26 protein-coding genes are annotated in these 25,126 nt (G+C 57.1%); 4 read left to right on the forward strand and 22 right to left on the reverse strand.

The features are described from left to right. Nucleotide 1 precedes the first annotated feature (1 nt). The 8 genes from SELSP_RS06380 to SELSP_RS06415 form a co-directional block, all read right to left on the reverse strand. On the reverse strand, nucleotides 2-1,465 hold the full coding sequence (locus tag SELSP_RS06380) for an aminotransferase class I/II-fold pyridoxal phosphate-dependent enzyme (RefSeq protein ID WP_013740827.1): 1,464 nt from the start codon (nucleotides 1,463-1,465) through the stop codon (nucleotides 2-4). 41 nt (nucleotides 1,466-1,506) lie between these two features. Then, on the reverse strand, nucleotides 1,507-2,280 hold the full coding sequence (speD, locus tag SELSP_RS06385) for an adenosylmethionine decarboxylase (RefSeq protein ID WP_006192191.1): 774 nt from the start codon (nucleotides 2,278-2,280) through the stop codon (nucleotides 1,507-1,509). A 158-nt stretch (nucleotides 2,281-2,438) separates the two neighbouring features. Then, nucleotides 2,439-3,296: an Rpn family recombination-promoting nuclease/putative transposase gene (locus tag SELSP_RS06390; RefSeq protein ID WP_006192189.1), complete on the reverse strand. Its 858-nt coding sequence runs from the start codon at nucleotides 3,294-3,296 to the stop codon at nucleotides 2,439-2,441. A 225-nt stretch (nucleotides 3,297-3,521) separates the two neighbouring features. Next, entirely contained in the window at nucleotides 3,522-5,477 is a 1,956-nt protein-coding gene (htpG, locus tag SELSP_RS06395; protein ID WP_006192187.1) for a molecular chaperone HtpG, read from the reverse strand. Nucleotides 5,478-5,590: 113 nt separating this feature from the next. Beyond that, nucleotides 5,591-6,193, reverse strand: coding sequence for a hypothetical protein (locus SELSP_RS06400; RefSeq protein ID WP_006192185.1), 603 nt, complete (start codon nucleotides 6,191-6,193; stop codon nucleotides 5,591-5,593). A 164-nt stretch (nucleotides 6,194-6,357) separates the two neighbouring features. Further along, complete coding sequence (locus SELSP_RS06405) at nucleotides 6,358-6,852, reverse strand: CinA family protein (protein WP_006192184.1); 495 nt, start codon at nucleotides 6,850-6,852, stop codon at nucleotides 6,358-6,360. Between the two features lie 77 nt (nucleotides 6,853-6,929). Then, nucleotides 6,930-8,258: a 30S ribosomal protein S12 methylthiotransferase RimO gene (gene rimO, locus SELSP_RS06410; RefSeq protein WP_006192183.1), complete on the reverse strand. Its 1,329-nt coding sequence runs from the start codon at nucleotides 8,256-8,258 to the stop codon at nucleotides 6,930-6,932. 79 nt (nucleotides 8,259-8,337) lie between these two features. Beyond that, nucleotides 8,338-9,375: an ABC transporter substrate-binding protein gene (locus SELSP_RS06415; RefSeq protein WP_006192182.1), complete on the reverse strand. Its 1,038-nt coding sequence runs from the start codon at nucleotides 9,373-9,375 to the stop codon at nucleotides 8,338-8,340. A gap of 168 nt (nucleotides 9,376-9,543) precedes the next feature. On the opposite strand from SELSP_RS06415, the gene SELSP_RS06420 reads away from it, so the two are divergent. Further along, the gene (locus tag SELSP_RS06420; protein ID WP_013740829.1) at nucleotides 9,544-11,301 is read left to right on the forward strand and encodes an Rqc2 family fibronectin-binding protein; all 1,758 of its coding nucleotides are present in this window, start codon (nucleotides 9,544-9,546) and stop codon (nucleotides 11,299-11,301) included. Nucleotides 11,302-11,313: 12 nt separating this feature from the next. Here the strand turns inward: SELSP_RS06420 and dut are convergent, their stop codons facing one another. From dut to SELSP_RS06440, 4 genes are all read right to left on the reverse strand, one after another. Next, nucleotides 11,314-11,769: a dUTP diphosphatase gene (dut, locus tag SELSP_RS06425; protein ID WP_013740830.1), complete on the reverse strand. Its 456-nt coding sequence runs from the start codon at nucleotides 11,767-11,769 to the stop codon at nucleotides 11,314-11,316. 70 nt (nucleotides 11,770-11,839) lie between these two features. Further along, on the reverse strand, nucleotides 11,840-12,073 hold the full coding sequence (gene hfq, locus SELSP_RS06430) for an RNA chaperone Hfq (protein ID WP_013740831.1): 234 nt from the start codon (nucleotides 12,071-12,073) through the stop codon (nucleotides 11,840-11,842). Next, nucleotides 12,042-13,001 carry a tRNA (adenosine(37)-N6)-dimethylallyltransferase MiaA gene (gene miaA, locus SELSP_RS06435; protein ID WP_006192177.1) on the reverse strand — a complete coding sequence of 320 codons (960 nt, stop codon included), beginning with the start codon at nucleotides 12,999-13,001 and terminating at the stop codon, nucleotides 12,042-12,044. The genes hfq and miaA overlap by 32 nt, the downstream gene beginning before the upstream one ends. Then, on the reverse strand, nucleotides 12,998-13,675 hold the full coding sequence (locus SELSP_RS06440; protein WP_006192175.1) for a metal-dependent hydrolase: 678 nt from the start codon (nucleotides 13,673-13,675) through the stop codon (nucleotides 12,998-13,000). The genes miaA and SELSP_RS06440 overlap by 4 nt, the downstream gene beginning before the upstream one ends. 108 nt (nucleotides 13,676-13,783) lie before the next feature. Here SELSP_RS06440 and SELSP_RS06445 point away from each other — a divergent pair, with 108 nt between their 5' ends. Beyond that, nucleotides 13,784-14,485 carry a thiamine diphosphokinase gene (locus SELSP_RS06445; RefSeq protein WP_006192173.1) on the forward strand — a complete coding sequence of 234 codons (702 nt, stop codon included), beginning with the start codon at nucleotides 13,784-13,786 and terminating at the stop codon, nucleotides 14,483-14,485. Here the strand turns inward: SELSP_RS06445 and SELSP_RS06450 are convergent. From SELSP_RS06450 to pheS, 7 genes are all read right to left on the reverse strand, one after another. After that, nucleotides 14,473-15,345 (reverse strand): TrmH family RNA methyltransferase, encoded by an 873-nt coding sequence (locus tag SELSP_RS06450; protein ID WP_006192172.1) that lies wholly within the window; start codon nucleotides 15,343-15,345, stop codon nucleotides 14,473-14,475. The genes SELSP_RS06445 and SELSP_RS06450 overlap by 13 nt on opposite strands. A 116-nt stretch (nucleotides 15,346-15,461) precedes the next feature. Next, complete coding sequence (rplT, locus tag SELSP_RS06455) at nucleotides 15,462-15,815, reverse strand: 50S ribosomal protein L20 (RefSeq protein ID WP_006192170.1); 354 nt, start codon at nucleotides 15,813-15,815, stop codon at nucleotides 15,462-15,464. Between the two features lie 31 nt (nucleotides 15,816-15,846). Then, nucleotides 15,847-16,041 carry a 50S ribosomal protein L35 gene (rpmI, locus tag SELSP_RS06460; RefSeq protein ID WP_006192168.1) on the reverse strand — a complete coding sequence of 65 codons (195 nt, stop codon included), beginning with the start codon at nucleotides 16,039-16,041 and terminating at the stop codon, nucleotides 15,847-15,849. A 2-nt stretch (nucleotides 16,042-16,043) separates the two neighbouring features. After that, complete coding sequence (gene infC / locus SELSP_RS06465) at nucleotides 16,044-16,574, reverse strand: translation initiation factor IF-3 (protein ID WP_049781183.1); 531 nt, start codon at nucleotides 16,572-16,574, stop codon at nucleotides 16,044-16,046. Nucleotides 16,575-16,807: 233 nt separating this feature from the next. Then, nucleotides 16,808-17,059 (reverse strand): cell division protein ZapA, encoded by a 252-nt coding sequence (locus SELSP_RS06470; protein ID WP_006192164.1) that lies wholly within the window; start codon nucleotides 17,057-17,059, stop codon nucleotides 16,808-16,810. A 19-nt stretch (nucleotides 17,060-17,078) separates the two neighbouring features. Continuing rightward, entirely contained in the window at nucleotides 17,079-19,511 is a 2,433-nt protein-coding gene (gene pheT / locus SELSP_RS06475; protein WP_006192163.1) for a phenylalanine--tRNA ligase subunit beta, read from the reverse strand. A 17-nt stretch (nucleotides 19,512-19,528) separates the two neighbouring features. Continuing rightward, nucleotides 19,529-20,557 carry a phenylalanine--tRNA ligase subunit alpha gene (gene pheS / locus SELSP_RS06480; RefSeq protein WP_006192162.1) on the reverse strand — a complete coding sequence of 343 codons (1,029 nt, stop codon included), beginning with the start codon at nucleotides 20,555-20,557 and terminating at the stop codon, nucleotides 19,529-19,531. 410 nt (nucleotides 20,558-20,967) lie between these two features. Here pheS and SELSP_RS06485 point away from each other — a divergent pair, with 410 nt between their 5' ends. Next, the gene (locus tag SELSP_RS06485; RefSeq protein WP_037367536.1) at nucleotides 20,968-21,852 is read left to right on the forward strand and encodes a metal ABC transporter substrate-binding protein; all 885 of its coding nucleotides are present in this window, start codon (nucleotides 20,968-20,970) and stop codon (nucleotides 21,850-21,852) included. A gap of 167 nt (nucleotides 21,853-22,019) precedes the next feature. Continuing rightward, a complete protein-coding gene (locus SELSP_RS06490; RefSeq protein WP_013740834.1) occupies nucleotides 22,020-23,000 on the forward strand; it encodes a site-specific integrase in 981 nt (326 codons plus the stop codon). A 78-nt stretch (nucleotides 23,001-23,078) separates the two neighbouring features. Here SELSP_RS06490 and SELSP_RS06495 read toward each other — a convergent pair whose 3' ends face one another. The 3 genes from SELSP_RS06495 to tsaA all read right to left on the reverse strand — a co-directional run bounded on the left by SELSP_RS06495 (nucleotide 23,079) and on the right by tsaA (nucleotide 25,126). Next, on the reverse strand, nucleotides 23,079-24,140 hold the full coding sequence (locus SELSP_RS06495; RefSeq protein WP_037367535.1) for an HD-GYP domain-containing protein: 1,062 nt from the start codon (nucleotides 24,138-24,140) through the stop codon (nucleotides 23,079-23,081). Nucleotides 24,141-24,306: 166 nt separating this feature from the next. Then, nucleotides 24,307-24,657 (reverse strand): Hpt domain-containing protein, encoded by a 351-nt coding sequence (locus SELSP_RS06500; RefSeq protein ID WP_006192154.1) that lies wholly within the window; start codon nucleotides 24,655-24,657, stop codon nucleotides 24,307-24,309. Nucleotides 24,658-24,709: 52 nt separating this feature from the next. Further along, nucleotides 24,710-25,126, reverse strand: a complete 417-nt coding sequence (gene tsaA / locus SELSP_RS06505) for a tRNA (N6-threonylcarbamoyladenosine(37)-N6)-methyltransferase TrmO (protein ID WP_006192152.1) — start codon at nucleotides 25,124-25,126, stop codon at nucleotides 24,710-24,712.

Genomic DNA, 25,126 nt, shown 5'->3' on the forward strand with positions numbered 1-25,126 from the left:
CCTAAGTCTCCTTCATCACGTTGAGCCGCCGGATCTCCATATCCTCAGGCCCCGTCAGCGAGCAGCCCTTCTTCTTCGCGTAGCGGATATAATCGAGGATGTCCGCCGTCACAAGCTCGCCCGGTGCGAGGATTGGAATGCCCGGCGGATAGCACATGACGAACTCGCCCGCGACGCGCCCTGCCGTCTCGGCGATGGGAAGCGCCTCCTTCTCAGCGTAGAACGCTTCCTGCGGGCCGCAGACGATCTTCGGGCTGATGTACTCGACCTCCAGCATATTTTTCGGCGGCTTCTTATAGTTGCGGCGAATTTCGGCAAGCGCGGATACGAGACGCTCAATGTCCTTGGGGCGATCGCCGATTGAGACGTAAGCGAGGAGGTTCGCCATATCGCCGAACTCCGTCTGAATATCGTACTCGTCACGCAGGAGGTCGTAGACTTCAATGCCCGCAAGCCCCAGAGAGCGCGTGAAGATCGAAAGTTTCGTGACATCGAAATCGAAGACGGCGTCGCCGTCGGCAAGTTCCTTCGCATAGGCATAGTAATCGCCGATGGCGTTGATCTCAGAACGCGCATATTCGACGTGACGGATGACCTTATCGATCGTCTCGCGCCCACGAATCGCAAGGTTACGCCGCGAGATATCGAGGCTTACCATGAGAAGGTACGACGCACTCGTCGTCTGCGTGAGGTTGATGATCTGATGCACATAGCCCTCGTGCACGCGCTCACCGATCAAAAGGAGCGAGCTTTGCGTCAGAGAGCCGCCCGACTTGTGCATGCTCACCGACGCCATGTCCGCCCCCGCCGCCATGGCGGAAACGGGCAAATGATCGTGGAAGTAAAAGTGTGTGCCGTGCGCCTCATCGGCGAGGAGCAGCATGCCGTGCGCATGAGCGAGATCGGCGATGGCGCGGATGTTCGAGCATATCCCGTAATACGTCGGATTGTTGACGAAGATCGCCCTCGCGTCCGGATTCTCCTCGATCGCACGCTCGACATCGGCGAGCCTCATGCCGAGCGCGATGCCGAGCCGCCGATCCATCTGTGGATTCACATAGACAGGAACAGCGCCCGAGAGGATCATCGCGTTGATGACGCTTCGATGCACATTGCGCGGCAAGATGATCTTCTCGCCGCGCTTCGCCGCCGTCAGAATCATCGTCTGCACCGAACTCGTCGTGCCGCCGACCATGAAGAAGGCATGCGCCGCGCCGAAAGCCCGCGCCGCCAAATCCTCCGCTTCGCGAATCACCGATACGGGATGGCAAAGGTTGTCGAGCATTTTCATCGAATTGACGTCGACGGAAAGGCACTTCTCGCCAAGAAAGTCCACAAGCTCCGCGTTGCCGCGTCCGCGCTTGTGCCCCGGCACGTCAAAAGGCACGACGCGCCTGCTCTTGAAGCGCTCCAGAGCTTCAAGAACAGGCGCCCTGTCCTGCGTATAGTAGTCGAATGCTTCCAATCCTTCTCTTTCCTCCCAAAGAGCAAAGCGCAAAGCCCCACTCAGAATACATTGCTGCCGCTGTAGATCTCAATCATCTCGCGCCGCAGACTGTTGCTGATCGCGAGCCGCGTCTTCGGCGGTATCTCGTAAATATCCGTATTGAAGAGGTAATTCTGCAGCTCGATCTCCTTGATGAGCATGCGCGTGTGGAAAATATTCGCCTGATAGACATTGATGTCCATGGCATCGTACGTCGCCAAGGTCTCCGACTTGATATACTCCTGAATCGACGACATCTTGTCGTCCATAAAGAGCTTCTTTCCCGTCACATCGCGCGTGAAGCCGCGCACGCGGTAATCCATCGTGATGATATCCGAATCAAACTTGCCGATGAGGTAGTCGAGCGTCTTCAAAGGCGTGATCTCGCCGCACGTCGCCACGTCGATGTCGACACGGAACGTCGCAATGCTCGTCTCGGGGTGGAACTCGGGATACGTATGCACGGTCACATGGCTCTTGTCAAGGTGCGCGACAATCTCGTCATTCAGCAGCGGCTTCTTGTGCCCCGCTGCATCCTCTTCCGAAATGAGGAAGGTCACGCTCGCGCCCTGCGGATCGTAATCCTGCTTCGAGATGCTCAGGACATGTGCGCCGATCATCTCCGTCACGCGCATGAGGATCTTCGTCAAGCGCTCTGAGTTGTACTGCGAGTCAATATATTTGATGTAGTCCTGCTGCTCACGCTGCGATTTCGCGTAGCAAATATCGTAGATATTGAAGCTCAAAGACTTCGTCAGATTATTGAACCCGTATAACTTCAGCTTTCCTTCCAACCCGCACGTCCCATCCTTCCCTTGGCTGACAAGAAAAGGCAGATAACGAGCTATCGCTGCGTCACCTGCCGTTCATTTTCGTTTTTGCTAGCTCTGCCTTATTATAATGGAAATTTCGTGCTTTGACAAGACTTCATCACAGCAAACTGGAGGACAACTCACCCTTTGACGAGCGCTGCGTATTTGGCACGTTCCGCTGCAGGAATCTGCAGAATATCCATCGCCTTTTCCATGGAAAAGTTCAATTTCTCCATCATGCTGCGAATAGAAAGCGCCATCCCTTCGGCTTTTCCTTCGGCTTTTCCTTCAGCCTTGCCCTTGGCAAGACCCTGACGTTCCCCTTCCCTGAAACCCTCTTTCCTTTCCTCCATCATTTTCATCGCGAAAGTCATGTAACTCACCCTCTCTTCGTTCTCTTTCTTGATTCGCCGAATTTCCTCGTCAATTTCCTTTACAAGAGGATTGTCGCATACGATACCGTTCACATAATCGAGAAACGCTTTGACTCCTTCATCCACATCATTCAGCGTACCCTTAGCATTTAAGAAAATTTTTATTGCCCCGTCAGAAAGCTCAAGCTTCTTATCCTCCACGCATAGATTGCGAAAAGTGTAGATATGCCGCCCCTTGCTGAAAGGATCAAAAGGACAGATAAAAATGATAACGGTTTTGTTTAAGTCGTCATAGTCCGCACCTGCCGCCAAGAGATCGGCATCAATCATTGACTGGTAGTAGCGCGTACGCTTGAAAAGACTTTCCCCTTCAAGCATACAAACCTGCATTTCGATGTTGTATACTGTATTAGCATCGTCGCGCACATAGACATCCATGCGAACACCCTTGCCTTGATAGCGTGCGCTCATGGATTTTTCTGTTTCCAGATAATGGATGTCCTTGATTTCCACACGGAGAATTCCTTGCAGCAAGTTCAGGCATATCCGTTTGACGCCCATGATGAGTTTGAACATGTAATCATCTTGAATCGTCAAGTCTTCCCACGGCTTGATGCGGTACATCTTCCTCACTTCCTTATTTGTATTATACTACATTTTGCCGCATTCCGCCAAGAATTGCTGCAGCAACAACCTGCATACAATGTCCAAAAAACTAACGGTTGCATGTGCAGCTCACTCGATTCTTCACATAGAAAAATCCCCAAGAAAATTGGACTTCTCGGGGATTTTCATTTTTATATAAGCGACTGCTTCACTCGCATCCGTCACTTATCACATTATTTTTCCTCACTTCGCCATAAGCTTCGCAAGCTTGTTCGCAAAGTCTACGGGATTCTCGGGCAGGATGCCTTCGATGATCAGCGCCTGCGTGTAGAGAAGATCGCAGTAGTCCTTGAAGTCCTCCGTTTCCTTGCCTGCTTCGTGCAAGGCCTGCAGGCGCGTGAAAATCTCATGGTGCGGGTTGATCTCAAGGATGCGGCGCGCCTTGAACATCGGGTTGTCCATCTCGGAGAACGTGTGCTCCATCGAGAGGCTCGGGCCCATCGCGTCCGCCACGAGGCAGACGGCGCTCGACTTGAGACGCGAGGTCAGCTTGACTTCCGCCACGCGGTCGCCCAAGGCTTCCTTGACGTCCTTCAGAAGATCGTCGTTCTTCTTTTGGATGTCTTCCGTCTCCTTCTTCGCCTCCTGCGACTCGGCATCGTCAAGATCCAAGTCACCGCGGCTGATCGAGTGGAACTTCTTGCCCTCATACTCGCGCAGCGTCTCAATCGTGAACTCGTCGACGGGATCGGTCAGGTAGAGGACTTCGATGCCCTTTTCGCGCAGAAGTTCCATCTGCGGTAATTTCTCGATCGTCGCCTTGTCCGCGCCCGTCGCATAGTAGATTTCCTTCTGGCTCTCTGGCATGCGCGAGACATACTCCTTAAGCGTTGCGAGCTTGCCTTCTTTCGAGCTGAGGAAGAGCAGCAAGTCCTTGAGCTTGTCGGCCGTGTTCTCGCCGCTGTAGATGCTGTTGTAAATGCCGATCTTCAGCGACTTGCCGAATTCCGCCCAGAACCTCTCGTACTTCTCGCGCTCGTTCTTCAGCGTGCGCTCCAACGTCTTCAGGATGTTCTTCTCAAGATTCCTGCCGATGGTCTTGAGTTCGCGGCTCTGCTGCAGAAGCTCGCGCGAGATGTTGAGCGAGAGGTCGGGCGAGTCGACGAGCCCCTTCATGAAGCGCAGGTAATCGGGCAGGAGATCCTTGCACTTGTCCATGATGAAGACGTGGCGCGAGTAAAGCTGCACGCCCGGCTCAAAGTCCGTGTGGTAGAGGTTGAAGGGCGCGTGCGCGGGAATGAAGAGCAGCGCCGTGTACTCGACCGCGCCTTCCGCCTTCGTGTGGAAGATCTCCATCGGGTCTTCCCACTCGTGGAATTGATTCTTCAAGAACTCGTTGTATTCCTCAGGCTTGATATCGCTCTTGTTCTTCGTCCAGAGCGGCGTCATGGAATTGAGCGTGCGCACCTCCGTGCGCTTCGTTTTCTCCGCGCCTTCGATGGGTTTGCCGTCTTCATCCTTCGGCGTTTCCTCGATCTCGAAACTCATCTTGATCGGGTAGCGCACATAGTCCGAATACTTCTTGACGAGACCTTCAAGCTTGTACTTGTCGAGGAAGTTCTCCTCAGCCTCCGCACCGTAGTATTCCTTGGCGAGCGTGATGACGATCGTCGTGCCGTGCTTCTCCTTGTCGCACTCTTCTATGCTGTAGGTGCCGTCGCCCGTCGATTCCCAGCGTATGCCCTGCTTCTCGCCCGCCTTGCGTGTGAGGATCGTGACCTTCTCGGCGACCATGAAGGCGGAGTAGAAGCCCACGCCGAACTGACCGATCAGTTCCTTCTCGTCAACCGCTCCGTTCTCTTCCTTCGTACGCTGCAGCTGCTCCAAGAACGCCTTCGTTCCCGACTTCGCAATCGTGCCGATGTTCTCGACGACTTCCTCCTCCGTCATGCCGATGCCGTTGTCCGAGATAGAAAGCGTATGCGACGCCTCATCCGGCACGAGGAAAATCTCCGCACTCTCATCGCCCTCTCGCAAAGCGCTGTCCGTCAAGGCGGCGAAATGCAGCTTGTCGAGCGCATCCGACGCGTTTGAAATAAGCTCCCGCAAAAAGATCTCGTGATTCGTATAGATGGAATGAATCATCAAGTCGAGAAGCTGTTTTGTTTCTGCCTGAAATTCATGCTGTACCTTTGCCATGAAAAAATCTCCTTTACATGAAAATGCACGGGCGGCAAACTGCGCTATGCGCCGTTCATCCCGTGCATTATCATACTACATAAAGGTCAAAAAGTCAATATCCTCCGCACAAATTACAAATCTTGGAGCGTCGAAATGCCCGCGCGGAATTCCGAAACGTTTTTCGCCGTGATTTCGGGGTTGTCGATCAACTCGATCTTGAAGGCGCGTCCCTTTTCCGAGCGCAGGAAGACGACTGCCATCTGCGTGTCCGCCGTCGCTTCGGTGTCAAGCTCTCCGTCTCCGTCCGTATCGACCATGATAGTCTTCGCTGTCACGGCGAAGACGCCCTTCGTCTTTGCCGTAATCGGTATGATATCGACGACAGCATAGGCGCTGTTTTCCTTCAACTGCGTGAGGAGAAGCGCCTCATCCTTCTGCGAGAGTTTCGTGAGATCGGGCAGATCCCCCTTGGCGAAACCGTCAGGAACGATGACCCAAGCCTTGTTGATCTTGTAGCCGTCGTTGGCGAAGACGAGCACGCTGCCCTTCTCATCCTCATGCAGCACGCTTGCGGGCAGAACGCCGAGCGGCTTCGTCGGACACATGATGCTGTAGCCTTCCTCCTTGTTCGTATAGGTGTAAGGCTCGGCGCCCGCCGTCTGCGGCATCACCGCTGTCGCTGCGAACATCGCACAAAAGGCGAAGGCTGCAGCAAAAATCTTCTTCAGCTTCATAAAAAATCTCCTTTCCCAATTTCCCAAAATATCGGCAGAGTTACCTCTTGCTGTTCATGCCATCATACAACGAAAAATCTAAAGCCTCCTTACATTCGCTTAAATAATCAGCGATAAAGGCTGAAACTTGTCTAAAAGGCCGTATGACAAAATTTGTGTTCCATTCAATGCGGAACGTCTAGAAGCAGATCTCGCACCATGGCGAGCGCAACTTCTGTCGACTGACGCTTGACCTCTGCACGCGAGCCGCTGAACACATGACGCACTGCGTGCGTCATGTGTTCAGCGGCGACAGCGATATAGACAAGCCCCACGGGCTTCTCTGCCGTCGCGCCGCCCGGCCCCGCGATGCCCGTGATACCAACGCCGATATTGGCGGGAATCGCACGGCGCACGCCCTCCGCCATCTCTCGTGCCGTCTCCTCGGACACGGCACCGAACGCCTTGAGCGTCGCCTCGTGCACGCCGACGAGCGAGGCCTTGACCTCGTTCGTATAAGATACGACAGCTCCCATGACATAGGCGGAACTTCCCGCGACATCGGTCAGGCGGCTCGTCAGAAGACCGCCCGTACACGACTCGGCGCAGGCGATCGTCCTGCCGCACTCACGCAGCAGTCGTCCGACAAGCGCCTCCAACGACTCCCTTTCCTCGGCCATGCCTGCACACCCTTCCAAAATCCTTCCGCCTTTCGTTTCCTAAGCGTCGCCGCCCATACATCGTACAAACCGTACCCTCACTCGACAAGCTCACCGACCGCATCGTAGGTGAAGCCCTGCACAATGCGCACACGCACGATGTCGCCCGGCCGGCTCACCGCATCGCCTTCGATGAAGATCTGCCCATCGACGCCCGGCGCTTCGCGATAGGAGCGCCCAAAGGCAAGATTCGGCTGCTCCTCGTCGCGGCCTTCGACGAGCACGTCAAGCTCCTTGCCCTCAAGCCCTTGGTTCAGTTCCTCCGAAATCTTACACTGCACGCTCATGAGATCATGGTAACGCTCCTGCACGACATCCTCGGGCACTTGGCGCATCATGGAAGCGGCAGGCGTATCCTCCTCCTGCGAATAGGTGAAGATCCCCACTTTCTCAAAGCGCTGCTCGATGAGGAAGCGGCGCAGCGTCTGGTACTGCGCATCCGTCTCGCCAGGAAATCCCACGATGAAGGTAGAGCGAACAGCGACGTTCGGTATGCGCGCGCGAATCTTCTTGAGAAGCGTCACAACCTCCTCCTGCGTATCGGGGCGACGCATCGACTTCAGGATCGAATTGTGCGCATGCTGCAGCGGCAAGTCGACGTACTTGCATATCTTCGGCTCCTGCGCAATCGTCGTGATGAGTTCATCGGTGAAATTCTTCGGATAGCAGTAGAGCACACGCATCCACTCGACCTTCTCGATTTTCACAAGCTCCTGCAAGAGACGCGCCAAGGACGGCTCGCCGTAGATGTCCTTGCCGTAATACGTCGAATCCTGCGCGACGAGTATGATCTCCCGCACGCCCTCGGCGGCAAGGCGTGTGACCTCGCGCTTGATATCGTCCATCGATCGGCTGCGAAAGCGTCCGCGAATCAGCGGAATAGCGCAGAAGGCGCAGCGATGGTCGCAGCCCTCGGCGATCTTCACGTAAGCGGAGTAAGCAGGCGTCGTCAAAATGCGCGGCGTCTTCGCATCGTAAACAATCTCATTCTCTCCTGCCAAGACGATGCGGTTGCCCGCCAGAGTCTCACGCACCGCCTCCATGATGCGGTTCCATGCGCCCGTGCCAATGATGGCATCGGCCTCGGGCATGTCGTCCAAAAGCTCCTGATGATAGCGTTCCCCGAGACAGCCTGCGATGATGAGCGAACGACAGCAGCCCGTTTCCTTGTACTCCGCCATATTGAGCACCGTCGTAATGGATTCCTCCTTCGCCGACTGGATGAAAGCGCATGTATTAACGATGATGATCTCCGCTTCTGCCGGATCGGGCGTAAGCTCGATGCCGTTGTCCTGCAAGATACCGAGCATGACTTCCGTATCGACGAGATTCTTGGCGCAGCCGAGGCTGATGAATCCTGCTTTCAAAAAATTTCCCCCTCAAGGTATATTCAAGGTATATCAAGCATAAGGGGAGGAATCCATAGATTCCTCCCACCATCATCTTTTACTGCAGCCGCACTTCCTTCACCCAACGATCCAAGAGATCGTGACGCTGGCTCGGGCTGAACTCCTGCGGCTTGGAAAAGAGCACGACGTCTTTCCCCGGAAAAGACTTATAGGCGATCGTCACAGGATTGAGCGGCACGAAGAAGAACTCCCGGCTCTGCAGGGTGAGCTGCGCTTCATCGCTCAGCAGCCACTCCGCAAAGGCCTCTGCCTGCTCCTCGTTCTTTGCTCCCTCGACCAGTCCCACGCCCGTCAGCGTGTACGCCGTGCCGTCCTCGGGGTAGATGATCTGCAAGGGATAGCCTTGATGGATGTAGCGCATGACCTCGCTCTGCACGGCGATGGAAATGTCGACCTCGCCCATGCCCGCCATGCGCACGGGCGTCGAAAGGTATTTGGAATACTGCACGACCTTGGGCTGTATGCCGCGCAGGATGTCATACGTCGCCGCATCGCCGAACTGCGACATCATGGAGAAGAAGAGATTCGCCGACGCATCCGCCGCAAAAAAGTCGGTAATGCCGACGCGCATCCCCTGCATCGTGGCAAGTTCCGTCCACGTATTGGGCACGCGCGGCACAGTCCGCACATAGTCGCGGTTAGCGCAGAATACGACGGGATCGTACCAGATGCCCGTCCACGCAGCAGACGCATCCTTGAAGGACGCGCTGACCGAGTCCGTGCTCTCCGAGACGTACGGCTGCAGATCACCGTCTGCCGCCGCCTTCTCCAATGTCGCACGATCGGCGAGCACGAGATCCGCCCCGCCCTTGCCAATCGCGGCATCCTGGTGCAGCTTCTGCAAGACCTCGGCCGAACTTACGGGAACGAAGTTCACCTGCACGCGCTTTGCCTTCTCGTATCCTTCAGCAAGGATTCCCGCATGCTCGGGCGGCAAGGTCGTATATACCGTGACGGACTGCTGAGGTCGCTCCCGCCGCGTCCTGTCCGCATGCCCCGCCAAATTGTCCGAAATCGTCGCGATCAAAAGAACCAGCATGAACGCCACGAGGAGCAGGGATGTATATCGTCGCATCGCTTTCCCTCCTTGGTTCTTATCGAAGCGCCGACAGATTCAGCGCTTCCTTGAAAGTATATCATTGGGTACATTATACATAAAATGCCGCACTTATACAACTGCCTATACATGATAGCATATATATGCTATCATAACATTAAGTTTACGAAAGAACAGGTGACGACCATGAGCCTCGATGGATTTTCCACACAGCCCTTAGTCAGGGAACTGCGCGCCGCGCTGCTAGGCGGACGCATCGACAAGATCACGCAGCCGACGAAAGCCTCCGTCTTCTTGAGCATACGCCAGCCCGGCAGGAATCACCTGCTGCACATCGCGGCAAGCCCTCAGGCAAGCGCCGTCTTCCTCGCGACGAAGCCGCCCGAGAATCCAGCTGAACCGCCGCTCTTCTGCATGGTTCTGCGCAAGCAGCTCGAAGGAAGCCGCATCGCCGACATCCGCCAGCACTCGCTCGACCGCATCCTCTGCTTTGACTTCGACTCCCTCGCGGCCGGCGGCAAGATCGTCACGAAGACGCTCATCGTCGAACTCATCGGCAAGTACAGCAACATCATCCTCGTGCAGGACGGCGTCGTCATCGACGCTCTCAAGAAAGTCGGCAGCGCGAACAGCCGCACGCGCCTCATTCTGCCCGCACGCGAATACGCACCGCCGCCCGCTCAGGAAAAGCTCGACCTGCGCACCGTGAAGCCCGACGTCATCGTCGAACGCCTCGCACAAGATGCGGAAGCGACGCTCTGCAAAGGACTTTTGAACATCTGTCTGGGATTCGGCCCGGTGAGCGCCCGCGAGGTCATTTTTTCTGCCGGATTGCCCGAGAAGATGAGCTGCGCCGACTTGGACGCAAAGGACAAGGAAGCGCTGCAATGCGCCCTCGCTGAAGTCTATGCTGCCTGCATAGAGGAAGAAGCTGCGCCCGGCCTCACTCTTGACAAGAACAGCAAGGTGCTCGCGACCTCACCCTTTCCTCTCCATTACTTCCCGGCAGAAAGCACGCAGCTCTCCTTTCCCACGATCAGCGCGATGCTCGAAAAAGCCACGCAGCTTGCGGGAGCCTACACGCCGCCCGAAAAGGATCGCCTGAAGAAATTCGTCAAGACCGAACTCACGCGTGCCGAAAACAAGCTCGGCATCCTGCAGGAAGAGCTTCGCCAAGCAGAAAACGCCGAGGACTACAAAATCTTTGGTGACAATCTCATGACGTACGCGCATCTCTACGAAGACCACGCCGACGCCTCGCTGACCGTCGACAACATCTACAGCGAAGCGGGCGAAAAGATCACGCTGAAACTCGACCAGAGATTGACGCTCAGTCAGAACATGCAGGCGTTCTACCACAAGTACGACAAGCTCAAGCGTGCGCAGAAGCTGCTCGACGGGCAGATCGCACTCTGCGAGGAAAACATCCGCTATCTCTCCAGCGTCGAAAGCTCCCTCGCCGCCTCCTCGACACTGCCCGAAATCGAAGAGATCAAAGATGAGCTGATTCAAAGCGGCTTCCTCAAGGAGAGCACGAAAAAAAAGCGGCAGGACAAGCCTTCCGCTCCCTTTCGCTTCGTGACCGAGGACGGCAAGAGCATCCTCGTCGGCAAGAACAATTACCAGAACGACCGCCTGACCTTCCACACGGCGGCACCCGACGACATTTGGCTGCACGCCAAGGACATCCCCGGCTCGCACGTCATCCTGCGCCTCTCAGGCGAAGAGCCGAGCGAAGAGAGCCTGCACCACGCCGCCCTCCTCGCTGCACACTTCAGCAAGGCGCAGGATTCCTCGAACGTGCCCGTCGACTACACCTACCGACGCTATGTAAAAAAGCCCTCCGGCTCACGTCCGGGCTTCGTCATCTTCACGCGCCAGAAGACGCTTTACGTGACGCCTTCGGCAGAAGACGCGGCAAGACTGCTTCTCGAAGAGCGCTGACAGCCGCCCGCTTCAGCGCTTGCCCGTCGAGCCGAAACCTCCCGTGCGCGCTTCGCCCGTGCCCGCCTCGTCGTCATCGGCGACGAGATACTTGTAGAAGATGCCCTGCGCGATGCGCATGCCCTTCTCCACATGAAAATCCGACGCGCCGAGATTCAGGATCGCCACCATGATATGCCCCTCGTTCTCCTCGTTGTCATAGTAATCCGCGTCGATGATTCCCTGCGCATTGACGAGCATGAGCTGATGCTTGAGCGAGATTCCAGAACGGATGTGCAGTCCGAGATACTCATCCTTCTGCATGTACGCCTTGAGTCCCGTCGGCACGATCGTCACCTTGCCGCACGGCAATACGCAGTCCTTTGCCGCCGCGAGATCGTAGCCCGCGCTCGCCGCCGTCTTTCTCTGCGGCAGGGAAAGACCCGCCGCTTCATACGCCTTGATGATTTCAAATCCACGCTTTCGCAAAGTATTTCCTCCTAAGATCTTCGCCGCATCACGAAGAAGAGCCTTCCCCCTCTGCGGGAGAAGGCTCTTCTTATTTTTCCACCTCGCCGGCCGACGCAAGCTTCGTCGCCACGATCGTCGATATGGCGTGCTTGTAAACAAGATTCTGCTTGCCCGCCACCTCAAGAATCACCGTGAAATTGTCGAAGCCCTTGACATATCCCTTCATCTGGAAGCCGTTGAGCAGATGGATGCTGACTGCCCGGTTCTCCTTGCGCATCTGATTGAGAAAATTATCCTGTAAGTTCAGCGGTTTTACCGGCATGGAAAGACCTCCTTATATCCGTACAAATTTTTTCCAGCAGCAGCTCTTCCCCCTGCGACGCCGCATACCAATGTACATACGGCATCTTGCGAAACCAAGTGAGCTGGCGCTTCGCGAAATGGCGCGTCGCCTTCTTGATTTCCGCTGCGGCAAGCGGCAAGTCCATGCTTCCCGCAAGATAGGCAAGCATCTCGCGATAGCCGATGCCCTTCATCGCCGGACAGTCACGAGGTACGCCTTCCGCCAAGAGAGAGCGCACCTCGTCGGCAAGACCTGCCTCCAACATCGCATCGACACGTTCCTCGATACGTGCATAGAGCGCTTGCCGTTCGCGCCGCAGTCCGATGACATAGGCGTCGTAAGCAAGCTCCCCGCCTGCCGCCTCGCGCTGCTCGGAGATATGCTCGTTTCCCAAGGAAGCGACCTCCAAGGCACGCACGACGCGGCGGAAATCGTTGACATGCAGACGAGCCGCCGCCTCCGGATCGGCTTCCTGCAAAAGGCCATGGACAAACGCCTTGCCCTTTTCCTGTGCCAGCCTCTCAAACTTTTCACGATAGGCGCGATCGCCCGAAGTCTCGTTGAAAACGTACCCTTCCAGGAGCGACTTGATGTAAAGCCCCGTGCCGCCGACGACGAGCGGCAGCTTGCCGCGCGCGGCGATGCGTCCGATCTCCTCCCGCGCGAGGCGCTGAAAGTCCATGACGTTGAACGAAGCCGCAGGCGCGAGAATGTCGATGAAGTGATGCGGCACGGCACTCAACTCTTCTTTCGTCGGCTTCGCCGTGCCGATGTCGAAGCCCCGATAAAAGAGCATCGAATCGCCCGAGATGATTTCCGCATCAAGCCGTCGGGCAAGCGCGAGGGAAAGCGCGGTCTTGCCGACCGCCGTCGGCCCTATGAGGACGACGAGCCGCGCCTTCTTCATGCAAGCTCCAACGTACCGCCCGGCTCTACGATATGCACGGCGGCACGCGTCATGCCCTCCGTCACTTCCTTGTACCGCCCCGCTTCCTGTGCGATGACGGGCCAAGTGTTGTAGTGGATCGGTATGACGTTCTTCGTGTTGAGCCACTGTGCGGCAAGAGCCGCATCCTCAAGTCCCATCGTATAATTGTCGCCGATGGGCAGAACCGCGTAGTCGAGCGGATCCTTCTGTCCGATGAGCTTCATGTCGCTGAAAAGCGCCGTATCACCGGCAAAGTAGACGTTGATGCCGCCGATCTGGATGACGTAGCCGCAGGCGATGCCGCCCGCGACGCCCGAGCTGTGCAGCGCCATCGTCATGCGCACCTTGCCGAAGGGCAGCTTGACCGAGCCGCCGATGTTCATGCCGTGCGTCTTGATGTCGCTCTCCGCCTGCAAACAGACGTCGAGCACCTCTGGAATACCCAAGACCATCGCGCCCGTGCGCTTGGCGATGGCAGGTGCGTCGCCGAGATGATCGCCGTGCGCGTGCGTCAGCAAGATGTAGTCGCACTCCACCTCATCCGCCTGAATTGCAGCGAGCGGATTTCCCGTGAGGAACGGATCGGTCAGAACCTTCGACGTGCCGTCATCGAGCAAGAACGAAGCGTGCCCGTAATACGTATACTTGATCATCGCATTTGACTCCTCCCATTTTAGTCGAGCACAAAAAAGCTATATATTGTATAATTAAACAAAAAAGTTGAAAAACCTTCCTACAAACGGAAATGGAGGAGGAAAAACATGCACTCCCATGAATTTTCCCTGCCGCAGGGCACGATCGCGTTCTCTCGGGCGCTTCCCGCACATATCTGCACCTTGGTCACAGGGGGCCGCCCGCCCGCCGCCGACTGGCTGCAAAGGGCGCGGCGCGGCAAGCTCTGGGTGATCGATCACGGCGTCGATCTCTGCCACGCGATGAAATGCGTACCCGACTTCCTGCTCGGCGACGCAGACAGCGCCTCGCCCGCCGCCTGGTCTTGGGCGCTCGCCGAAGGCGTCCCCTGCGAGCGCTTCGATGTCAAGAAGGATCTCACGGACACGCAGCTCGCACTTGTCAAAATCAAGGAGAAAGCCCCCGACACGTTTCTCCTGCTCACGGGGGCTTTCGGCGGCCGCTTCGATCACGCCATGAGCACGCTCTTTTCCTGCGCCTTCAGCGGCATCCCGATGATTCTGGCGGACGAGCAGGAAGCGTGCTTCTTCCTGCACGAAGAAGACAGCCTTTCCTTCACCGCAAAGCAAACGCCCAAGGCTATCTCTCTCCTCGCCTTGGGCGGCGAATGTCGCGGCGTCTCTCTAGCGGGAACACAATGGCCGCTCGAAGGCGCCGTCCTGCGCCAGGAAGAACCCTACGCCGTGAGCAACGAACTGGCGGAAGGAAGCTCCTCCTTCCGCGCCAGCCTGCAAGCGGGTACGCTCGCCGTCTATCTCTACTGGCAATGACGCCGAAAGCCGCGGCGCACGCCCGCCGCCTCGTAGAGCACAAGGGCGGCGGCGGTCGCCACGTTGAGCGATTCCGCCTTGCCGAACATCGGGATGAAGAGCTTTGCCTCGGCCATACGACGAACCTCGTCCGACACGCCGTTGCCCTCGTTGCCGAAGGCGAGCGCGAGCCGGCCGCTGTAATCCGCCGCATAGTACGGCTGTGCCGCCTCATCGAGATCGGCAGCCAAGAGCCGCACGCGTCCCTGCTGCAGGAACTCGCACAGCGCCGTGCGAGACACGTTCCGCACGACGGGCACATGAAAGACAGATCCCATGCTTGCGCGAACCGCCTTGGCAGAAAACACATCGATCGTATCCGCCAGACAGACGACGGCATCCGCGCCCGCCGCATCCGCCGTGCGCACGATCGTTCCCGCATTCCCCGGATCCTGCACGCCATCGAGCACGACGACGTGCATTTCCTGCCGCATCGCAAGAGCCGCAAGACTCGCTCCTCGCTCTTCCAGTACAAGCAAAATGCCCTGCGGCGCGTCGGTGTCGCTCGCCTTCATATAGACCTCGGGCGTCACCTCAGCGAGCGGGCAGCCGAGGGACTCCAGCCGCGCGAGGATGCGCTCTGCGCGCTCCTCGCGCGCCGCCTCGGCTGTGACGAGACAAAAGCGCGTCGTCCAGCCCGCCTCCGCCGCCATCTCGACGAGCCGCACGCCCTCGGCGACGACGACGCCTTCTTCCCTTCGCCGCCTGGCATTCTTCAAGCTCGCAATCCACTTGATCCTCTTATTCTGTGCGCTCTCGATCTTTTCCATCGTTCCTCCGCGGAAATTGTAGATATTATACGCACGAACATCCACTTTCATGACATTGTGCGCCGCCCTTACAGAAAGTTCCCCGAGCAGTCTGCACCCTTCGAGTTTGACTTCTTGGCTTTCATAAAAAAAGAGGAGCTATGGAAAGCTCCCCTTTCGTCATCTTCTTACTGATTTTCCTTGGCAATGGCGACGAGCTGGGCAAACGCCTTCTCATCGTGCACGGCAAGATCGGCAAACATCTTGCGGTTGACCTCGACGCCGGCCTTCGTTAAGCCGTTGATGAGACGGCTGTAGGAAATGCCGTTCATGCGTGCAGCCGCATTGATGCGGGCGATCCAGAGCTTGCGGAACTCGCCCTTCTTCGCGCGGCGATCACGACGCGCATAGTAGAGCGCCTTCATGACCGTCTCGTTCGCCTTCTTAAACTGCTTGCTCTTTGCGCCGCGATAGCCCTTGGCGAGCTTCAGAATCTTCTTATGGCGGCGATGCGCCGTAACGCCGGATTTTACTCTTGGCATATCTTATTCCTCCATTATCTTCGCTCGAATCTTACTTGTTCAGCATATCGCGCACGCGCCTGTGGTCAGCGGCGGCGACAAGCGTAGCCTTGCGCAGGTTGCGCTTGCGCTTCCTCGTCTTCTTCTCAAGGATATGGCTCTTGAACGCTTTGTTCCGCTTGAACTCACCGGAACCCGTTATCGAAAAGCGCTTGGCAGCGGCTCTGCGTGTCTTTACCTTTGGCATGTTTATTTTCCTCCTTTAGTCTGCGCCTTCGGGGCGAGAATCATCGTCATGTTCTTGCCCTCCAGCTTCGCATCGCGCTCGATGGAAACGAGCTCCTTGAGCCGGTCGGCCACCTTGTTCAAGACCTCTCGGCCAAGCTCCGGATGCGACAATTCGCGGCCACGGAACATGATCGTGACCTTGACCTTGTTTCCTTCTTCCAGAAAGCGAAGAGCATTCTTGAGCTTCACGTCGAAATCATGCTGCTCGATGTTCGGGCGCAGCTTGACCTCCTTGATCGTGACGATCTTCTGCTTCTTCTTCGCCTCCTTCTCCCTTTTTTGCTGCTCGTAACGGTACTTGCCGAAATCCATGATGCGGCAGACAGGAGGCTTCGCTTTCGGCGCAACCTCGACGAGATCGAGATGCTGCTCCTCCGCCATGCGCAAGGCATCGCGTGTCGCCATGATGCCGAGCTGCTCGCCGGACGCGCTCGTGACGCGTACCTCGCGAATGCGGATTTCTTCGTTGATTCTTAAAGAGTCCCTGCTAATGGGAAAACACCTCCTGGTGAACGAGCAAATAAAAAGGGCGGCAGACGCCACCCCTTCCTTTGCAAAACCTGCATATAAGACCCGCTCGACGCATGTCGGCAGGTGAGAAGCGGCGGCCTCTTCTTGAATTACTTGCCTATGTTATCATAGAAAACCGTATGCGTCAAGACATTTTTTCAAAATGCAGCGCAGCGAGCTGCGAATCTCGTCGATGAATCGCGCGGCTTCCCAGCCTACCCTTTCGGCTCTTCCAAAAGCGCTAAGAGTTCGTCGTAATCCTTCTTCAGCTTGTAGTATTCATCGGCAAGCTGCAGGGCGGCGAGCACACCGATCTTCGTGCCCGAGAAACTGCGGGTCTTTTTAGCGACGTCGCGCATGTTGTCATCCACGAGCTTGGCAAGCTGGCGCACATAGTCGGCAGGTTCATCGCTCTTGAGCGGATACACTTCGCCGAATATCTCAACGACTACCTTCTTCTTTTCCATCGTTTCACCCGCTGTCTCTTCAGGCGCGAAGCTCAGCGCCGCATTCTTTTTGGAGCGCCGCCAAGATCTTCGCTACGGCTTCGTCGGCTTCTTCGTCCTTCAAGGTCTTGTCCGCCGACTGGAAGTCGACGCTGAATGCCATGCTCTTCTTGCCCTCGGCGACCTGCTCGCCTGTGTAAACGTCGAAGAGGTGCAGATCCTTGAAGAACTTGCCCGCACTCTTTTCGATGGTGCGTGCGAGTTGCGCCGCGTCCGTCTGCTCGTCGACGAGCAGTGCGAGGTCGCGCGAGATCGCGGGGAAGCGCGGCAGCGGCTCATAGCGGAAGTTCTTCGCGCGATACTTGAGCAAGGTCTCGACGTCCATCTCGAAGATGTATGCCTTCTTGTGGATACCGAGCGCTTTCAGGACAGCAGGATGCACCTCGCCGAGCACGGCGATGACCTCCCTGCCCTTCTTGAAGAATGCCGTCTTCCCCGGATGCAGCGCGAAGTGTTCGCCGCTTTCCACCGTATAATTGGCGATAGAAAGACGCGCGAGGAGTTCTTCTACGACACCCTTGACATCGTAGAAGTCGACGGCTTCAGTGTCCTGATTCCAGCCGATCGGATGACGCCTGCCTGCAAGAAGCCCTGCGAGCTTCACGATTTCCTCGGGCTGCTCCGTCACGGGCAATTCCTTCGGCACAAAGATCGGCGCGACCTCGAAGAGGCGCAGATCTTCGTTCTTGCGCGAGAAGTTGCGCTGTGCGTTTTCCAAGAGGCTGGAAAGGAGCGTCGTTCGCACGAGCGGATATTCGTCCGTCAGCGGATTCATGATCGGCACGGCGCGGCGCAGGGCGCTCGCCTGCGGCACCTGCATCTTGTCGAACATGCTCGGATGCGTGAAACTGAAGGACACGGTTTCCGTCATGCCGAGTCCTGTGAGAATCTCCTTGATGCGGCCGATGAATGAGAGCCGCTCGCTCTGGCGTCCCTGCACGGCTTCGCCGCGCGGGCGCGTCGCGGCAATCTTGTCGTAGCCGTGGATGCGCGCGACTTCTTCAGAGATGTCCTCCATCAAGGTCACATCGCTGCGCCACGAGGGCACGCATGCGATGTACGAGCTGCTCTCCTCGCGCACGGCGAAGCCGAGTTTTTCGAGGATGCGCTTCATCTCCGCACCTTCGATCTCCGTGCCGAGACGCGCATTGACCGCCGCCGCGGTGAAAGTGACTTCCACAGGCGCCTTGGGCGTCGGATATACGTCGACGACGCCCGAGGCAACCGTGCAGGCGCCCATCTGCTGCAGGAGCTGCGCTGCACGATCGAGCGCACGCACCGTATGCGCGACGTCAACGCCGCGCTCGAAGCGCCCCGACGCCTCGGAGCGAAGGCCGAGGGCGCGGCTCATGCGGCGGATGCTCGCGCCATTGAACGCAGCGGCCTCCAGGACGACGGTCTGCGTCGCGTCGGTGACTTCCGATTCCAAACCGCCCATGACGCCGGCAAGACCCGCAGCCTTTTCCGCATCGGCGATGACAAGTTCCGTTCCCTTGGCGCGGCGCGAGGAATCGTCGAGCGTATGAAGCTCCTCCCCTTTTGCCGCAAGCCGCGCCGTGAGCTTCTTCCCCGCAATCTGCGCCCAATCGTAGGCATGCATGGGCTGGCCGAGCTCCAGCATGACGAAGTTCGTGACGTCGACGACATTGTTGATGGCGCGGATGCCTGCATCTTCCAGCCGCTTCGCCATCCATGCGGGCGACGGCGCGATCTTGACGTTCTGCAGGACGCGCGCGGAGAAGCGGCTGCAAAGCTCGGGCGCCGCTATGCCGATCTCGATGAGGTCAGAAGCCCTGACGGAGGCGTCTTCTTCGACGCGAATCTCAGGGAACTTCGCCTCGCCTCCCGTGAGCACGGCAGCTTCGCGCACAAGCCCCAAGACGCTGAAGCAGTCACCGCGGTTCGCCGTAAGCTCGAATTCCAAGACGACGCCGTCGAGTCCCAAGACCTTGCTCGCCGGAATCCCTACGGGCGTATCGGGCGGCAGGATGTAGATGCCGTTCTTTTGCTCCTCTGTCAGCTTCGATTCATCGAGCTTCAGCTCGCCGGCGGAACAAAGCATGCCGTTCGACACGATGCCGCGCAGTTTGCCCTTCGCAATCTTCAAGCCGTTCGGCAGATGCGCGCCGACGAGCGCGACGGGAACGATGTCCCCTTCATGCACGTTGTCCGCGCCCGTCTGAATCGTGACGAGTTCCTTTTGCCCCACATTCATCCGGCAAACGAGAAGATGATCGGAATCGGGATTCGGCTCAAGCTGTTCGATGCGTCCCGTGACGACCTTGTCCAGTCCGCTGTCCGCACGCACGACATTTTCCACGGGCACGCCCGCCATCGTGTATTTGTCGGCCAGTTCTTCCGCCGTCTCCTTGAAGTCTATATAGTCATGAAGCCATTCGATCGATACCTGCATGAAACTTTTCCTCCCCCTCAGAACTGATGCAAGAAGCGCACATCGTTGTCATAGAAAAGCCGCAGATCGTCGATGCCGTAGGAAAGCATGGCGATGCGCTCGACCCCCATGCCGAAGGCGAAGCCCGCGACCTTCTCGGGATCGTAGCCGCTCATCTTGAGGACGTTCGGATGCACCATGCCCGCACCGAGAATCTCCAGCCATCCCGTGCCCTTGCAGACGCGGCAGCCTTCGCCGTGGCACATGACGCACGAGATGTCAACCTCCGTGCTCGGCTCGGTGAACGGGAAGAAGCTCGGACGAAAGCGCACGCGAGCCTTTTCATCGAAAATCTGACGCAGGAAGTCTTCGAGCGTTCCCTTGAGGTCGGAGAAACGAATGCCCTTGTCGACGACAAGACCCTCGACTTGCGTGAACATCGGCGAATGCGTCGCGTCGTAATCGTCGCGGCGATAGACCCGGCCGGGAGCGATCATGCGGATCGGCGAATTCGGCTCGTGCGCCTGCATCGTGCGCGCCTGCACGGGAGAGGTGTGCGTACGCATGAGGATGTCCTCCGTGATGTAGAAGGAATCCTGCATATCGCGCGCCGGATGATCCTTCGGCAGGTTCAACGCTTCGAAATTGTAGTGGTCACGCTCGATTTCCGGCCCCTCTTCGACGCTGTAGCCCATCGCCATGAAGATGCTCTTGATGCGCTCCATCGTGACCGTCAAAGGATGCAGATGCCCCAGAGGCTCGCGCCGCCCGGGAAGCGTCACGTCGATCTTCTCGCCTGCAAGCTTCGCGGCAAGCGCCTCTTCGGCAAGCGCCGCACGCTTCTTCTCCAACGCGCTTTCGATCGCCGCGCGCGCCTCATTGACGATCTGCCCGAGACGCGGCCTCTCTGCAGGGTCGAGCTTTCCCATGCCGCGTTGGATCGCCGTCAGCTCGCCCTTCTTGCCGAACACCTTGACGCGGATGCCGTCAAGATCTGCGAGCGTCACGCCCGCCGCTTCGATGGCTGCGACGGCGTCCTCGCGAATCTTCGCTATCTTGCCTTCCATAGATGAAATGACCTCCCAAGCTGCAAAACGGCAAAGCAAAAACCCCCGCCCCCGCCAAGGGGCGAAGGTTCGTGTCGCTGCCCCCAAGCACTTCGGGGCATTCGCGCCCAGCCGTTCATTATTGTTGCAATACTGATAAAAGTATATTACAGAAGGGAAGAAAAGGCAAATCTTTTGATGGATGTAAATTATGAGGGAAAATTTTTAAGATAAAGCGAGCACGCCATGAAGGCAAGAACTCCAAGAATAAAATCTCCCACGGAAAGCCCCCTGATACATACCTTTGAAAAATAATCTTGTCAAATGAACTTTCCTGTGTTATTCTATCAAATAGTAAAATTACTACTCATGGGAAATCGTTCATGACGTTTCCCCATGCACAGGAGGTCATTATTTTGAAACGCAAAAACATGTTCCTTTGCCTGCTCACTGCCCTCTGCCTGCTCCTCACAGGATGCGGCGGCACGAACACGGCGGGAGGCGGCAAGGACGGCTCCTTCCACATCGTCACGTCCTTCTACCCCATGTACGTCGCCACCATCAACATCACACAGGGCGTCGACGGCGTGACCGTCACCAACATGACGAAGCCGCAGACGGGCTGCCTGCACGACTACCAGCTCATGACCGAGGACATGAAGACGCTCGAAAAAGCCGATGCCTTCGTCATCAACGGCGCAGGCATGGAGAGCTTCCTCGACAAGGTCGTCGAGCAGCAGAAGAACCTCAAGATCATCGACGCCTCCAAGGGCATCGAGCTTCTGAAAGACGACGATGAGGAGAATCCACATGTCTGGCTCAGCGTCACCGACGCCATCCTGCAGGTGAAGAACATCGCCGAGCAGCTCAAGGCGGCCGATCCCAAGCACGCCGACGCCTACGAAAAGAACGCTGCCGCCTACATCAAGAAGCTCGAAGCGCTCAAGGCCGAGATGCACACCGAACTCGACACCGTGCCGAACAAGGACATCGTGACCTTCCACGAAGCCTTCCCCTACTTCGCCAAGGAATTCGGCCTCAACATCATCAGCGTCGTCGAGCGCGAGCCGGGCACGGAGCCGACACCCGCAGAGCTGCAGGCGACGATCGAGCAGGTCAAGAAACTGCCCGTCAAGGTTCTCTTCACCGAGCCACAGTACTCGCCGAGCGCCGCTGAAACCATCGCGCGCGAAACGGGCGCGAAGATCTACACGCTCGATCCCGTCGTCACAGGCGAGGCGAACGATCAGGCACTCAATGCCTACATCGACACCATGAAGAAGAACATGGAAACGCTGAAGACGGCGCTGCAGTAAGCCTGCACTGCGAGAGAAGAAGCCGACTTCACGAACTTTCCCGAAAAGAAAGCGGACGCACCTCGAATCCATCGAGCTGCGTCCGCTTTTTCCATCTGGAAAAAATCCGAGATTCCTGTATAATGGTTATACTGCTGAATGAACTTTGACGCATGAGGTGTTTTGTGATGGATGTACGCGACGATTTCCTGCTCGCCAAGAACCAGAAGGTCGAGCAGAACGAGAAACTTTCCGCCAAGAGCAAGCGGCGTATGCAGAAGAGCAAATCGTTCAATACGATCAAATCTTACGCGAGCGATTGGAACGATTTTGCCGACTGGTGCGAGCATCACCAGATTGCTTCCCTGCCCGCAGAACCGGAGACCATCGTCAACTATATCAACGACCTCGCAGACAATGCGAAGGCGAACACGGTCTCGCGCCGCGTCACCGCCATCTCAGAGAACCACATCGCCGCCGGCTACAAGCGCGACAATCCCGCCCACTCAGGACTTGTGCGAAACGCCATGTCCGCCATCCGCAGGGAGAAGGGAACGTTCCAGCACGGCAAGGCGCCGATCCTCTTGGAGACGCTCTATTTGATCGCCGACGGCTTCGGCACGGACGAGGCCTCGATTCGTGACAAGGCGCTGCTCCTCCTCGGCTTTGCAGGAGCGTTCCGCCGCTCGGAACTCGTCGCGCTCACGGTCGAGGATGTCAGCTTCTCCGCCGAAGGCATGGTCGTCTTCATCGGCAAATCGAAGGGCGACCAACTCGGCAAGGGAAGCTATATCGGCATCCCCTATGCGCCCGACAAGGAAATCTGCGCCGTGCGTGCGCTCCGCGCGTGGCTCTCCCTCAGCGGCATCAAGAAAGGCCCGCTCTTCCGCCCCTTCAAGCGCAATCGTGAACTGCGCGATACGCAGCTCTCGGACAAGTCCGTGGCGCTCATCGTCAAGAAGTACATCAAGAAAGCCGGGCTCAGCGAGGAGGATTTTGCCGGGCACAGCCTGCGCCGAGGCTTCGCGACGAGCGCCGCGCAGCACGACGTCGATGCTCTGACCATCATGCGCCAGACGCGCCACAAATCAGAGAAGATGGTGCACCGCTACATCGAGCAGGGAAACATCTTCAAGGACAATCCACTCGCACGCATGTACGGCAAATAAGGAGGAGGATATGCCTCAGGCATATCCTCCTCCTTATTTGCTTCGTCCAAGCAAGAGCTTCCGATGGTGGAAGCCTCCTTATTTCGGATTGTACTCGATAATCTTGATATTCTTGTGCTCATTCAAATCGACGACCTGATCCTGCGTGATGCGAATGAGCGGATGCGCCGCAAAGTCCTCGGGATAGCCGACGAGGATGCCTTGGAGACCGTTGCTCAAGGTGACGGTCGAGCCGAGGAACACATGCTTGATGTTGTTGAGGAACGGCATGCAGACAGCAGGATCGAGCTTGCTGAACATGTCCTCGGAAATCTGCGCGATGGCACTGAACGGCGTCTGCTTCACATAACCTTCGCGCTCCGTCGTGATGTTGTCGTAGATGTCCGCGACGGCGATGATGCGCGCATACTCATGGATGTCCTTGCCCGTGAGTCCCGATGGGAAGCCCGATCCGTCCATGCGCTCGTGATGCTGCAAGGCTGCGAGACGCACGCCCTCAGAAACGTCCTTGTTGGCACTGAGGATATTGAAACCGTCGCGCGCATGATTGCGGTATGCTTCAAGATCTTCGCCCTTGAGCGTCTGGATGTTCTTTTCCAAGAGACGCTCCGTAAACTTCGTCTTGCCGATGTCGTGCATGAAGCCCGCCATGATGATGTCATGCGTCTTCTTCTGCGGAATGCGCATCCACTTGGCGATGACGCCCGCGAGGATGGAGACGCGCAGCGAATGATTGTAGACGTCGCTCGCGAGGTGGTTGAGTTCATACAAATAGTCGATGGCGCCGCTCTGCTTCGACATGGGTGCGAGATCTCGCTGCACCATCGCCGTCGTACGCTCGACGGGCACCTCGTTGTCCTTGGCGACGGAGCTGAAGATGTCCTGCGCTTCGGAGACGACTTCCTTATATTCAGCGACGAAAGCATGGCTGCGCGTCAGCGGCTCGCCGACGACAGGCGTCGTCGTCAGTTCGAAGTCGTCCTTGACATAGACGGCCGGTATATTCAAGAATCCCAAACGCGTGATATGCGGCTTCGTCAGAACAGTGTTCTCCGAGAGCACGACAATCATGTTGTCGTTGACGATGGTGCGCGCCAAGGTCATTCCAGGATGCAGATCCTCGATGGATACGGCTTTCAAAGCAAACTCCTCCTTTGGGAAACGGCATATATCATAATCGCGTTTCTTCCGTACATAAATCGATTCGGAATCCATCCGAATACTTCCTCTATGCTTAATTCTCTACAAAAGTCGGAAATCCTTTATCGTACTGGGAAATTCTTTCCTTTTTGTAAGAAACGACTTTTTACCCATTCTGCCGAATCGCGTCGCATACCTTTTCGTGGATTTCACGCACCTCGTAAATCAAAGGCCGAATTTTCTCCACCTCCTTGCCCGAGCGAAGCTCTTTGCCGATCGCATCCGCCAGCGCCGAGAGTTTGACGAGACTGAGATTCGCTGCCGTCCCTTTCAACGTATCGATGGCCTTCTCCGCCATGGAGATGTCGCCCATTTCGATACCTGCCCAGAATTCCTGAAACGATCCATCATAGAGGAACTTCGACAGGAATTCAAGGTAAAGCGCCTCGTTTCCCATGAAACGCTCCAAACCTTTGGCATAGTCGATGCCCGCCGCCCTGCACGTCTCTTCTTTCAAGGAACATCCTCCTTTCGCCAACGCTTCCAATCAACCATTCCGCGCGTCCAAGTCACATGCCGCCGCTTTTGCCGCTTGCCAGACCAACCGCATCGACGTACGGCTTGATGTCGATGACAGCGCTGCCGTCCAAGGCGTCGAGATGGCGCACGAAGAGCCGCCCTTCCTCGCGCCGCAGAAGTTTCACGGCGCAGAGCGACAGGGGATTCGGGCGATGCGGCGAGCGACATGCGAAGACGCCGCAGGAACGCGTGCCGCTCGGCGGCGTCGTCACGAGACGGTCGCGCTCGGCGAGGTGCGCCCAGTAGAGCACCGTGAGCCATTCGCTCTCTTCGACATGCTCCAAGGCGGGCGCATACGCCTCGTCGATTTCGATGACAGACTCCTCCTCGCTGAAAAATCCCTGGCGCGGTATCTGCTGCAAACTCTTGTAGGGACTGTGCACCACGCCTATGCGCTGCAATTCCAT

Source organism: Selenomonas sputigena ATCC 35185 (assembly GCF_000208405.1).
Lineage (GTDB): Bacteria > Bacillota > Negativicutes > Selenomonadales > Selenomonadaceae > Selenomonas > Selenomonas sputigena.

Excerpts from the sequence above, each read along its gene's own strand:
- SELSP_RS06390 (WP_006192189.1), bottom strand. The coding sequence starts at position 3,296 with ATGTACCGCATCAAGCCGTGGGAAGACTTGACGATTCAAGATGATTAC.
- htpG (WP_006192187.1), bottom strand. The coding sequence starts at position 5,477 with ATGGCAAAGGTACAGCATGAATTTCAGGCAGAAACAAAACAGCTTCTC.
- SELSP_RS06400 (WP_006192185.1), bottom strand. The coding sequence starts at position 6,193 with ATGAAGCTGAAGAAGATTTTTGCTGCAGCCTTCGCCTTTTGTGCGATG.
- SELSP_RS06405 (WP_006192184.1), bottom strand. The coding sequence starts at position 6,852 with ATGGCCGAGGAAAGGGAGTCGTTGGAGGCGCTTGTCGGACGACTGCTG.
- SELSP_RS06415 (WP_006192182.1), bottom strand. The coding sequence starts at position 9,375 with ATGCGACGATATACATCCCTGCTCCTCGTGGCGTTCATGCTGGTTCTT.
- SELSP_RS06420 (WP_013740829.1), top strand. The coding sequence starts at position 9,544 with ATGAGCCTCGATGGATTTTCCACACAGCCCTTAGTCAGGGAACTGCGC.
- hfq (WP_013740831.1), bottom strand. The coding sequence starts at position 12,073 with ATGCCGGTAAAACCGCTGAACTTACAGGATAATTTTCTCAATCAGATG.
- miaA (WP_006192177.1), bottom strand. The coding sequence starts at position 13,001 with ATGAAGAAGGCGCGGCTCGTCGTCCTCATAGGGCCGACGGCGGTCGGC.
- SELSP_RS06440 (WP_006192175.1), bottom strand. The coding sequence starts at position 13,675 with ATGATCAAGTATACGTATTACGGGCACGCTTCGTTCTTGCTCGATGAC.
- SELSP_RS06445 (WP_006192173.1), top strand. The coding sequence starts at position 13,784 with ATGCACTCCCATGAATTTTCCCTGCCGCAGGGCACGATCGCGTTCTCT.
- SELSP_RS06450 (WP_006192172.1), bottom strand. The coding sequence starts at position 15,345 with ATGAAAGTGGATGTTCGTGCGTATAATATCTACAATTTCCGCGGAGGA.
- rplT (WP_006192170.1), bottom strand. The coding sequence starts at position 15,815 with ATGCCAAGAGTAAAATCCGGCGTTACGGCGCATCGCCGCCATAAGAAG.
- rpmI (WP_006192168.1), bottom strand. The coding sequence starts at position 16,041 with ATGCCAAAGGTAAAGACACGCAGAGCCGCTGCCAAGCGCTTTTCGATA.
- SELSP_RS06470 (WP_006192164.1), bottom strand. The coding sequence starts at position 17,059 with ATGGAAAAGAAGAAGGTAGTCGTTGAGATATTCGGCGAAGTGTATCCG.
- pheT (WP_006192163.1), bottom strand. The coding sequence starts at position 19,511 with ATGCAGGTATCGATCGAATGGCTTCATGACTATATAGACTTCAAGGAG.
- pheS (WP_006192162.1), bottom strand. The coding sequence starts at position 20,557 with ATGGAAGGCAAGATAGCGAAGATTCGCGAGGACGCCGTCGCAGCCATC.
- SELSP_RS06485 (WP_037367536.1), top strand. The coding sequence starts at position 20,968 with ATGTTCCTTTGCCTGCTCACTGCCCTCTGCCTGCTCCTCACAGGATGC.
- SELSP_RS06490 (WP_013740834.1), top strand. The coding sequence starts at position 22,020 with ATGGATGTACGCGACGATTTCCTGCTCGCCAAGAACCAGAAGGTCGAG.
- tsaA (WP_006192152.1), bottom strand. The coding sequence starts at position 25,126 with ATGGAATTGCAGCGCATAGGCGTGGTGCACAGTCCCTACAAGAGTTTG.